Source organism: Rummeliibacillus sp. POC4 (assembly GCF_003576525.1).
Classification (GTDB): domain Bacteria; phylum Bacillota; class Bacilli; order Bacillales_A; family Planococcaceae; genus Rummeliibacillus.
In genome coordinates, this window is the sequence record NZ_QWUA01000098.1 from 1 (window position 1) to 10,616 (window position 10,616).

At 35.3% G+C, this 10,616-nt stretch carries 10 protein-coding genes; 7 read left to right on the top strand and 3 right to left on the bottom strand.

The features are described from left to right. The first annotated feature begins 237 nt into the window (after positions 1 to 237). A complete protein-coding gene (locus D1606_RS17250) occupies positions 238 to 1,035 on the top strand; it encodes an MIP/aquaporin family protein (RefSeq protein WP_119417258.1) in 798 nt (265 codons plus the stop codon). Positions 1,036 to 1,066: 31 nt separating this feature from the next. Further along, positions 1,067 to 2,560 carry a glycerol kinase GlpK gene (gene glpK / locus D1606_RS17255; RefSeq protein WP_119417259.1) on the top strand — a complete coding sequence of 498 codons (1,494 nt, stop codon included), beginning with the start codon at positions 1,067 to 1,069 and terminating at the stop codon, positions 2,558 to 2,560. A 78-nt stretch (positions 2,561 to 2,638) separates the two neighbouring features. Here the strand turns inward: glpK and D1606_RS17260 are convergent, their stop codons facing one another. Next, positions 2,639 to 2,947 carry a nucleotide pyrophosphohydrolase gene (locus D1606_RS17260; protein ID WP_119417260.1) on the bottom strand — a complete coding sequence of 103 codons (309 nt, stop codon included), beginning with the start codon at positions 2,945 to 2,947 and terminating at the stop codon, positions 2,639 to 2,641. A gap of 108 nt (positions 2,948 to 3,055) precedes the next feature. Between D1606_RS17260 and D1606_RS17265 the strand changes: the two genes are divergently transcribed. Continuing rightward, a complete protein-coding gene (locus D1606_RS17265) occupies positions 3,056 to 4,201 on the top strand; it encodes a M20 peptidase aminoacylase family protein (protein WP_119417261.1) in 1,146 nt (381 codons plus the stop codon). Positions 4,202 to 4,226: 25 nt separating this feature from the next. Further along, positions 4,227 to 5,339, top strand: coding sequence for an o-succinylbenzoate synthase (gene menC, locus D1606_RS17270; RefSeq protein WP_119417262.1), 1,113 nt, complete (start codon positions 4,227 to 4,229; stop codon positions 5,337 to 5,339). Between the two features lie 26 nt (positions 5,340 to 5,365). Here menC and D1606_RS17275 read toward each other — a convergent pair whose 3' ends face one another. Next, entirely contained in the window at positions 5,366 to 6,172 is an 807-nt protein-coding gene (locus tag D1606_RS17275) for a GNAT family N-acetyltransferase (protein ID WP_119417263.1), read from the bottom strand. A gap of 239 nt (positions 6,173 to 6,411) precedes the next feature. Between D1606_RS17275 and D1606_RS17280 the strand changes: the two genes are divergently transcribed. Further along, on the top strand, positions 6,412 to 7,338 hold the full coding sequence (locus D1606_RS17280) for a manganese-dependent inorganic pyrophosphatase (RefSeq protein WP_119417264.1): 927 nt from the start codon (positions 6,412 to 6,414) through the stop codon (positions 7,336 to 7,338). A gap of 99 nt (positions 7,339 to 7,437) precedes the next feature. Here the strand turns inward: D1606_RS17280 and D1606_RS17285 are convergent, their stop codons facing one another. Continuing rightward, a complete protein-coding gene (locus D1606_RS17285; RefSeq protein ID WP_119417265.1) occupies positions 7,438 to 8,808 on the bottom strand; it encodes an FAD-dependent oxidoreductase in 1,371 nt (456 codons plus the stop codon). A gap of 119 nt (positions 8,809 to 8,927) precedes the next feature. Here D1606_RS17285 and D1606_RS17290 point away from each other — a divergent pair, with 119 nt between their 5' ends. Next, positions 8,928 to 9,635, top strand: coding sequence for a DsbA family oxidoreductase (locus D1606_RS17290; protein WP_119417266.1), 708 nt, complete (start codon positions 8,928 to 8,930; stop codon positions 9,633 to 9,635). A gap of 118 nt (positions 9,636 to 9,753) precedes the next feature. Beyond that, positions 9,754 to 10,401: an FMN-dependent NADH-azoreductase gene (locus D1606_RS17295; RefSeq protein ID WP_119417267.1), complete on the top strand. Its 648-nt coding sequence runs from the start codon at positions 9,754 to 9,756 to the stop codon at positions 10,399 to 10,401. Positions 10,402 to 10,616 lie beyond the last annotated feature (215 nt).

A 10,616-nucleotide genomic window follows, 5' to 3' on the forward strand; every position in this document is an offset into this window, starting at 1 on the left:
ACTTACATACCAAATACTAAATGACGTTAATGACAAGTCAATAACAATGAAAATTTCTAGAGAAAAGTTATGGTAACGCTTTCAAAAAGGCGTTGACTAGATTGTGGGCTTTTTTGTAAAATTTCAATTGAGTTTAGATTTTGTTTTCGAGTTTCAGAGTTCGTCTTTAAAAAATTAGAAAAATATCTTTATAGACGAATTTTTTATTAAGTACATTATTCATAGAGGAGGATAAGGATGTCTACATTTACAGCTGAGTTAGTCGGCACGATGATTTTAATTTTGTTCGGGGGAGGCGTTGTAGCTAGTGTTTCCCTAAACAAATCGAAAGGTTTTGGAGGCGGTTGGGTAGTTGTTACAATCGCATGGGGTCTCGCAGTATCCATGGGCGCCTATGCTGTTGGGGGAATTAGTGGAGCACATTTAAACCCTGCATTAACAATTGCACTAGCAACGATAGGAGATTTTCCTTGGAATGATGTACCAATGTATATTGTAGCTCAAATGATTGGAGCTTTTCTTGGTGCAGTATTAGTTTATCTTGTATACTTACCACATTGGGGCGCAACTGATGACCCTGAAGCAAAACTAGGTGTGTTTAGTACAATGCCAGCGATTAATCATCCATTATCAAACCTAATTACTGAAATTATTGGCACATTTGCATTAGTGCTTGGTATTTTGGCGCTTGGAACAAATGATATGACAGATGGATTAAATCCTTTTGTAGTAGGTTTATTGATTGTTGTAATTGGGATGGCTCTAGGCGGTCCAACAGGTTATGCTATTAACCCAGCTCGTGACTTAGGTCCACGTATTGCTCATTTTATATTACCGATTCCAGGTAAAAGAGATTCTGGATGGAGCTATGCATGGGTTCCAATTGTAGGTCCTATAATCGGTGGTGTGTTTGGAGCGTTATTCTATCAACAAATATTTGAAGGTAAATCTAGTATTCTATTTTGGGTATTCCTAGTGATTATTTTACTAATCATTATAGGCGCTCAAGCAACAGTGAAAAAAGTAGTGAAATAAAAAATAAAATAAATAAGATGGGGGTATTGGTATGGCGGAAAAATATATAATGGCTTTAGATCAAGGTACAACTAGTTCACGTGCAATTTTGTTTGATCAATCAGGAGGCATTTTCCATACAGCTCAACAAGAATTTCCACAGTACTTTCCTAAATCAGGTTGGGTAGAACATAATCCTGAAGAAATCTGGAGTTCTATTTTATCTGTTATTGCTGGAGTTCTTTCTGAAAAAAATGTAAGCGCTGACCAAGTAGCTGGAATAGGCATTACAAATCAACGCGAAACAACTGTAGTTTGGGATAAAAATACAGGAGTACCTATATATAATGCAATCGTATGGCAATCACGCCAAACAGCAGCTATTTGTGAAGAATTAAAAGCTAAAGGCTATAATGATTTATTTAGAGAAAAAACGGGTCTACTGATTGACGCTTATTTCTCTGGTACAAAAGTTAAGTGGATTTTAGACAATGTAGAAGGTGCACGTGAAAAAGCTGAAAAAGGGGACCTTTTATTTGGTACCATTGATACTTGGCTAATTTGGAAGTTAACAGGCGGAAAAGTACATGTTACGGATTATACAAATGCTTCACGTACATTGATGTACAATATTCATGATTTGAAATGGGATGAACAATTACTAGATATTCTAGGTGTCCCAGCATCAATGCTTCCAGAAGTACACCCATCTTCAGAAGTTTATGGTAAAACGGATGCTGTTCACTTCTTTGGGCAAGAGGTTCCAATAGCAGGTGTTGCAGGTGACCAACAGGCAGCATTATTTGGCCAAGCTTGTTTTGAAAAGGGAATGGTTAAAAACACTTATGGTACTGGATGCTTCATGCTGATGAATACAGGTGAAAAGGCTGTTAAATCTGAAAATGGTTTACTGACGACCATTGCTTGGGGTGTTGATGGTAAAGTAACATATGCACTTGAAGGAAGTATTTTTGTAGCAGGCTCAGCAATCCAATGGTTGCGTGATGGTTTACGGATGTTCCGAACTGCTGCAGAAAGTGAACGTTATGCGGAAAAAGTGGAATCTACTGAAGGTGTATACGTTGTGCCTGCATTTGTTGGATTAGGTACACCATATTGGGATAGCGATGTTCGAGGAGCTGTATTTGGTTTAACTCGTGGTACACAAAAAGAACATTTTATCCGTGCTACATTAGAGTCTCTTGCATATCAAACAAAAGATGTATTAGATGCTATGGAAGTCGATTCAGGGATTTCTTTAAAAACACTACGAGTAGATGGTGGAGCAGTTGCTAATAACTTCTTAATGCAGTTCCAATCAGATTTACTTAATGTCCCTGTAGAACGTCCATCTGTGAGCGAAACGACAGCTCTAGGTGCTGCCTACCTTGCAGGTCTTGCTGTAGGCTTCTGGGAAAGTACGGAGGCAATTGCAAAACACTGGAACTTGAACAAACAATTCACTCCTGAAATGGATGAAGATAAACGTCAAGAATTATATACAGGTTGGCAAAAAGCTGTACGTGCAGCACAATCATTTAAATAAAAGTATGAAAATTATCGATTGATTCAAACAAAACAGCTTACTACTTAAAATGTGGTAAGCTGTTTTAGTTTTTATTTGCTATTTTGAAATCTGTTCAGGTAGTGGATATTTGATTGAATTTTTAACCAGCTTATCTTTAACGGCTTTTTCTAAATCTACGTTCATACAATCAGCCATTTGAATAAGATATATTAAGACGTCCGCCATCTCTTCAACAATTGCTTGTTTATCCTTTTTAATGGATTCATCAGCAGTTGTCCATTGAAAACATTCGAGCAATTCGTTTGCTTCTAAAGAAATTGAAATGGCTAAATTTTTTACATCATGATTACCTTTCCACCCACGGTCATCACGGAACTTTAAAACTTCTTCAGTAATTTCTTGCATATTGTTACCCTCTTTCGATAAAGAATAATAATAATAATACTCTTTATTATATAGGACTGAGATTATTTTTGGCAGTTGTCACTAAAAGTTTAAAGGATGGGATTACGGATGAAAACAGAAATATTGGATATTGCCCCGAGGCTAACGGAAATATTTGCTCATTTACATGAAAATCCAGAAATTTCTTGGAAAGAATATAAAACGACAGATTTTATCACAAGTCTTTTAAAGCAAGAAGGGTATGATGTTTATACTTTTCCTAATAGTACCGGATTATATGTTGAGATTGGTCAAGGCAAGCCCGTCATAGGATTACGCACGGATATGGATGCATTATGGCAGGAAGTAGATGGAGAAATGCGTGCAAATCATTCATGTGGTCACGATGCACATATGACAATGGTTATTGGAGTCCTTTTGTTGATAAAAAAACTCAAACCACAATTTACTGGAACATTACGAGTATTGTTCCAACCTGCCGAAGAAAAGGGGGAAGGTGCTCTCTCTTTAGTTGAAAAGGGACTTGTAGATGATATGGATTATTTGTTTGGCGTACATTTAAGACCATTTCAAGAATTGGAAGATGGTACATTCTCTCCGGCGTTACACCATGGTGCATCTATGATGATTGCTGCAGAAATATATGGTGTAGAAGCCCATGCAGCTAGACCTCATTTAGGAAAAAATGCTATTGAGATTGGTAGTAGTTTGGTTGAAGCGTTAAAATCGATTCATATAGATACTATGATTCCATACTCTGTTAAAGTAACGAAGTTTCATGCAGGTGGGGAATCAGGTAATATTATTCCTGGAAAAGCGTTTATCAACCTTGATGTAAGAGCTCAGACAAATGATGGGATGGAAGAACTAGTAAAAGATATAAGGCGAATTGTTGATGCAGTTTGTAAATTATATGATGCAAAAATCGTGTTAAAAGTTTTAATGGATATAGCAGCTGCCCAAGTAAATGAGGAAGCAAAAGATATTCTAGAACATGCTATTATTCAATCAGTAGGACATGAAAATGTGAGCCCACCCTTATTTACACCTGGTGGAGAAGATTTTCACTTTTATTCAAAACAACGACCTACTGTTAAAACGACAATGTTAGGAGTAGGATGCAATTTAACCCCTGGATTACATCATCCGAATATGACATTTAACCGTGATCGACTGATTACAGGAGTAGAAATCTTAACTCGAACAGTATTGTGTGCATTCGAATATGCCAAGTTAAAGAAGATACCACAGTAATAGTTTTAGAAAAGGAGTGGTGACGTTGAAGATTGAACATGTGACCATTCGACAACTAAAAATGCGTATGAAATCACCATTTGTAACAAGTTTTGGAACAGTTCAAACAAAACAATTTTTAATCGTAGAAGTATTTGATAAGGAAGGTTTAGTGGGTTTTGGTGAAGGAGTAGCCTTTGAAGCACCATGGTATACAGAAGAAACACTACAAACAAGCTGGCATATGTTAGAAGATTTCTTAGTCCCCATTATTCTAAAAAGTGAAATAGGACATCCATCCGAAGTATCACAATTATTCTCAAGTATTCGTCGTAACAATATGGCTAAAGCGGCTATTGAGACTGCTATTTGGGATTTATATGCAAAACAAAATCATATTTCTTTAGCAAAAGCTCTGGGTGGAAAACGGGATTCAATAGAAGTTGGGGTTAGCATTGGCATTCAACCAACAACTGAACAACTCTATGAGAAAATTGATCATGCAATAAGAGAAGGTTGTAAAAGGATTAAGGTTAAGATTAAGCCAGGATTAGATCTGGACCTTATTAGTTCCATTCGTAAACGATATCCAGACATCCCATTAATGGCAGACGCTAATTCATGCTATACATTAAATGATATCCCATTATTAAAGTCCTTAGACAAATACAACTTATTAATGATTGAACAACCATTGGCTGCAGATGATCTATTGCAACATGCAAAACTACAGAAACAAATTCAAACACCTATTTGTCTAGATGAAAGTATTTGTTCATATGATGATGCAAAAACAGCAATTGAATTAGGCAGTTGTAGAGTGATTAATATTAAATATGCTCGTGTAGGTGGTCTAACAGAAGCTAAGAAAATTCAAAACCTATGTGAGGACAACAATATCAAGGTGTGGTGTGGAGGCATGCTTGAGGCTGGCGTAGGACGTGCACATGCTATTGCATTAGCGACACTATCTAATTTTACATTACCTGGCGATACTTTAGGGTCAAGTCATTATTGGGAAGAGGATATTATATATCCTGAAGTAGTTGTTAAGAATGGATTAATAGAAGTTCCTGAAGGGGTAGGGATAGGTTATTCAATCAATCAAAAAGTTCTAGAAAAATATACAGTTAAACAAAAAATAATCATGCAAGATTAATATTGCATGATTATTTTTTTGATGTATTAGTCAAAAATTTTACTCATATAGAGTTCGTCTATGTAACTTGAGTTTATTTTAATTGATTTTTTTCTTTCCCCTTCAATTGTAAATCCAAATTTTTTATATAATGAAATAGCTTTTTGGTTAGTTTTGAAAACGGATAATTCTAAACGAGTAATATTTTTTGAATGTGCCCATTTTTCAGCTTCACTTATAAGTGAAGTGCCAATTCCTTTATGTGCGAATTTTTCTAGCACGCCCATTTTTATAGAAGCACGATGTTTTGTTCTTAGTACAGTGTTGCCCATAATAGAAATAACACCGCCAATTTCTCCATCAATAATAGCTATTAGTATGATGCTAGAGTTATCGCTTTTCCATTGAGCAATCAATTTACGAAAACCTTGTACAGAAATATTAAATTCGTTTTGTCCATATTCTAAGTAATCTGTTTCGGCAAATAATTGTTGGTATAATCCTATTACTTCACGTGCGTCATCGAAGTCAATTGGACGAATAATGTATGTAGATTGATTGGCAGATTTTTTTTCAATCGTTGCTGCAATTTGGTTTATAGTAGTTTTTTCAAAGGTTACATAATAGCCTAGTTTTACGTCTGTTACACTGTAACCAAGTTCGGTCCAAGCAATAAAATGCTTCAATGGGGGCTTTGTTTTCTTCCACCAACTTTTATTTAAATAAGAGGCATTTGGAAGAGGTTGACCCATAATGGTTTCAATTTCAGAGAAGGTCAAAGTAAGCTTATCTTCTGTTGCTGCTTCAAAATAAGAAGCTAATGGTATGTATTTCTTTTCTATCTTATTATCCATATTTACCCCACTTTATTTTTGATAAATTATATAAAAATATTAACATAGGTTGGAAATGAATGACACTGATTTGTCATATAAAAGTTTCTTACTAATAAGTAATTTGCGAAAATAATATTAAAGAATCATTTTTCATACTTTATGATGTTATCGTGATAGAAGGAACTTTCATTCTTTTTCGTTAACAGATGTGATAAAATAATATCGGAATTTGTATATAATTTTTAGGAGGAATAATCATGAGTAAAATCCTTGTTTTCGGACATAAAAACCCTGATACTGATACAATTACATCTGCATTAGTATACGCTTACTTAAAACAACAAATTGGAGTAGAAGCTGAAGCTGTTCGTTTAGGCGAACCAAACAACGAAACTGCTTATGCTTTAGAAAAATTTGGATTTGAAGCACCTCGCTTCGTAGCAAAAGTAGCTCCTGAAGCTTCTCAAGTAATCCTAGTTGACCACAATGAACGTCAACAATCTGCAGATGATATTACAGAAGTACAAATTACAGAAGTAATCGATCACCACCGTATTGCCAACTTTGAAACAGCTGATCCATTGTACTACCGTGCTGAACCTGTAGGATGTACAGCAACTATTTTAAATAAAATGTTTAAAGAAAATGATGTTGAAATTCCAGCAAAATATGCTGGCTTAATGCTTTCAGCTATTATTTCTGATACATTATTATTCAAATCACCAACTTGCACATCTCAAGACGTAAAAGCTGCTAAAGAACTTGCTGAAAAAGCAGGTGTCAACGCAGAAGAATACGGTTTAGCTATGCTAAAAGCAGGTGCTGATTTAAGTGATAAATCATTAGAAGATTTACTATCTCTAGATGCAAAAGAATTTTCTATGGGAGATAACAAAGTTGTAATCGCTCAAGTTAATGCTGTAGATGTCAATGATGTATTAGACCGTCAAGCTGAACTTGAAGCTTTACTTAACAAAGAAGTTGAAGAAAAAGGATTAGATTTATTCTTCTTCGTTGTTACTGATATTTTAAATAATGATTCAGTAGCAGTACCTGTTGGTAAAGTAGCAGATAAAGCTGCACCAGCATTTGGAGCATCTTTAGAAAACAATCGCGTCGTATTAAAAGGCGTTGTATCACGTAAAAAACAAATTGTCCCAGCGTTAACAGAAGCTTTAAAATAGTATTCCTCAATCGAAAAAAGGCTATCCATCAAGTGTGGATAGCCTTTTTTGTCATCACCAAATTTTTTTACAAGTAGTTATTTGGAATTGATAGAAAATCTAGAGATCTAGTGGTTTTACAGCAGGTCCTTCTAAGACCGAACCGTCTTTTGAAAATCTTGAACCATGACAAGGACAATCCCATGTTTCGTCTGCTTCGTTCCATCGTGTTTTACAACCTAAATGTGTGCATCTTGGATTTGAGCTTCTTGTCATATATCCTCCAACTAAATCGACTACTGTTTGTCCACCTACTTTTAGTGCTTGCATGAGTGTATCTCCAATTTTCGTATGTTTCGGTGAATAAAGCTTAATCCCATCATTAGATTGCCCTAATAATCCATCACTGATTATTTGGCCGGCAACAATAGAATTAGATATGCCCCATTTTCTAAAACCTGTAGCGAGCCAAATATTAGGATAACCCGAACTAATCTGCCCTACATAAGGAAGGAGGTCAGGCGTTTCAGGGTCTTGTGCAGACCATTTAAAATCTATTTCATCAGCAGAAAATTTCTCAAAAGCTTCATTTTCAATAGCTTCATAATATATATTCGTATTTGACGAAGAACCAGCTCTTTGTGAAGAACCTGCAAGCAAAGTATAGTAATCGTTATCTATCTTAACTGTACGAATTGACCGACCCACTTGATCGATTGAGAGATATTGTCCTTTATAAGGCTCTGAACATTTAAAAGCAATTATATAAGACCGATTCACTTTTAGTTTCACTAATTGCAAGCCAACAATAGCTTCCAAAGGATAATGAGAACAAATTACTAAATCCTTACAATAAACAGTTTGCTTATTTTCTAATTCAACATATGGTTTTGACAGATTAATGTGTGCTACACGAGAATGTTCAAAAAACTTGGCCCCAGCTTTACCAGCCATATCCATAATACTCTGGCCAAATCGAACGGGATGTATTTGCGCTTGCTCTAGCATAGAGACAGAAGCTTTAGATGAATATGGGATTTCACATTTCTCACCGAATGTACCTGGTATGTGTAACAGTTTATAAGCATCCCATTCATCTTCAATCTTCTTAATATTATTGCTTTCAGTAGTGTATAAGAAAGAAGTAGCAGGTTTAATAATAGAAGAATCTACTAAATCTAGTGCAGCAGTTATAGCTTTTTGGTTAAGTTCATAATAGAGTTGAGCAGCATCCAATCCGAATTTTTCAATAATCGTTTGATATACAAGGCCGTGTTGTGCGGTCAGTTTTCCTGTAGAGTGACCGGTGGCGCCACTAAGAAAAGAATTACCTTCAAGTAAAACGACGGACTTTCCAGCTTTGGCTAAATGATAGGCTGTCATTATGCCACTTAGGCCTCCACCGATAATACACACATCGGTTTGTAAAGATTCCTGAAGGGATGAATTTATAGTCGTTTGCATGTTTTGTAACCAAATAGAGGTGGTCATAAAATCTCCTACTTATTTTTTATTTATATTATGTGAAATTTGTGGATTATTATACATGGGCAGGAAAATTGCAGAATATATAATAACCCCTATACAATAGATTGAAGAGGTGAAGGAACATGAAAATTGAGATATGGTCAGATTATGTATGTCCATTTTGTTATATTGGTAAAAGAGAATTAGAGAATGCATTAGAAAAAACAGGCTATAAAGATCAAGTTGAAGTAGAGTTAAAAAGTTATCAACTAAGTCCTGATTCACCAGCAACATCGGAGATAGGAGTCTATGAAGCATTAGCAAAAAAATACGGTACAACAGTTGAACAGATGAAAGTACAATCAGAGGGGATTATTGCACGTGCAGCATCGCTTGGATTGGATTATCATTATGAAAATATGAAACCTGCTAATACATTTAAAGCTCATCGACTAGCCAAATATGCTGACTCTGTAGGAAAAGGGGCAGAGATGAGCGAGAGACTTTTAAAAGCTTATTTCAATGAAAATAAAGAAATAGGATTAACGGAAGAATTAGTGGATTTAGGGGTAGAAGTTGGTTTAGAACGTCAAGCAATTGAAGATGTACTTAATGATGGCTCATTTGCAGATGATGTCCTATCTGATATTCAAAAAGCATCTGAGTTAGGTGTTCGTGGTGTTCCTTTCTTTGTATTTGATAACAAATACGCAATATCTGGCGCACAACCAGGAGAGGTCTTTGAAAAAGCAGTTCGGCAAGTTGCTAAAGAAGCAGGTTTACGACCAAGCTTGAAAATGATGGGGCAAGATGGTACTGGAATTTGCACAGATGGTAAATGTGAATTATAGAATCAGTCAAAAGTATGAGAACACGTTCATTGACTTAGAATGTGTTTTCTTTTAAAATGAATTTATCTCGAATTAGAGATATTCATTTAAAACCAATTGAAAGCGAGAGATATATTTAATGACTAATGTATTAGTAGTAAAAGCAAATAATCGTCCAGCTGATCAAGCTATTTCTAGTAAAATGTATGAAACATTTATGGAAGAGATTAAAGGATCTGACCTTAACGTTTCTGTATATGATGTTTATGAAGAAGATACTCCATACTTTGGACAAGACCTTCTTGAAGCGTTTGGTAAATTACAAAATGGTGAAGAGTTATCTGATCTACAAAAACGTACACTAGCTGCAAAACAAAAAGCAATGGATGCAATTTCTGCTGCTGATGTTGTCGTATTCGCATTCCCATTATGGAACGGAACAATTCCAGCTAAATTACACACATTTGTCGATTATGTTTATGCTGCAGGTTTTGCATTTAAATATGGTGAAAACGGTAATTTAGTAAGCTTAATGCCAGAGAAAAAAGCAATTTTCTTAAATGCTCGTGGTGGTATTTACTCAACTCCAGAAACAGCACCAATGGAAATGTGTGTAAACTACATGCGTAACGTATTTGGCGGCGTATTTGGTATGCAAATCATCGATGAAGTAATTATCGAAGGTCACAATGCAATGCCTGCTAAAGCTCAAGAAATTATTGCAAATGGTTTAGAAGAAGTAAAAGCTGCAGCAAAACGTTTAAAAGAACTTACTGTTAAAGCTTAATAAATATAATCATAACAATCCCGGCGCAAATTAGTGTGTCGGGATTTTTTAGTTTATAAATATTTGTGCAAGCATAAACTCATGAAAACCTATCCCCACGAATAATAACATCTCATTTTGCCTTCTTAAGTGTAATAGAATAAATACGGTGGATGAGAGAAAAAGTTTTAAAGGATAGATTGAGTAGCGGATAAAAAGAAAAAGCCCCTCACTAA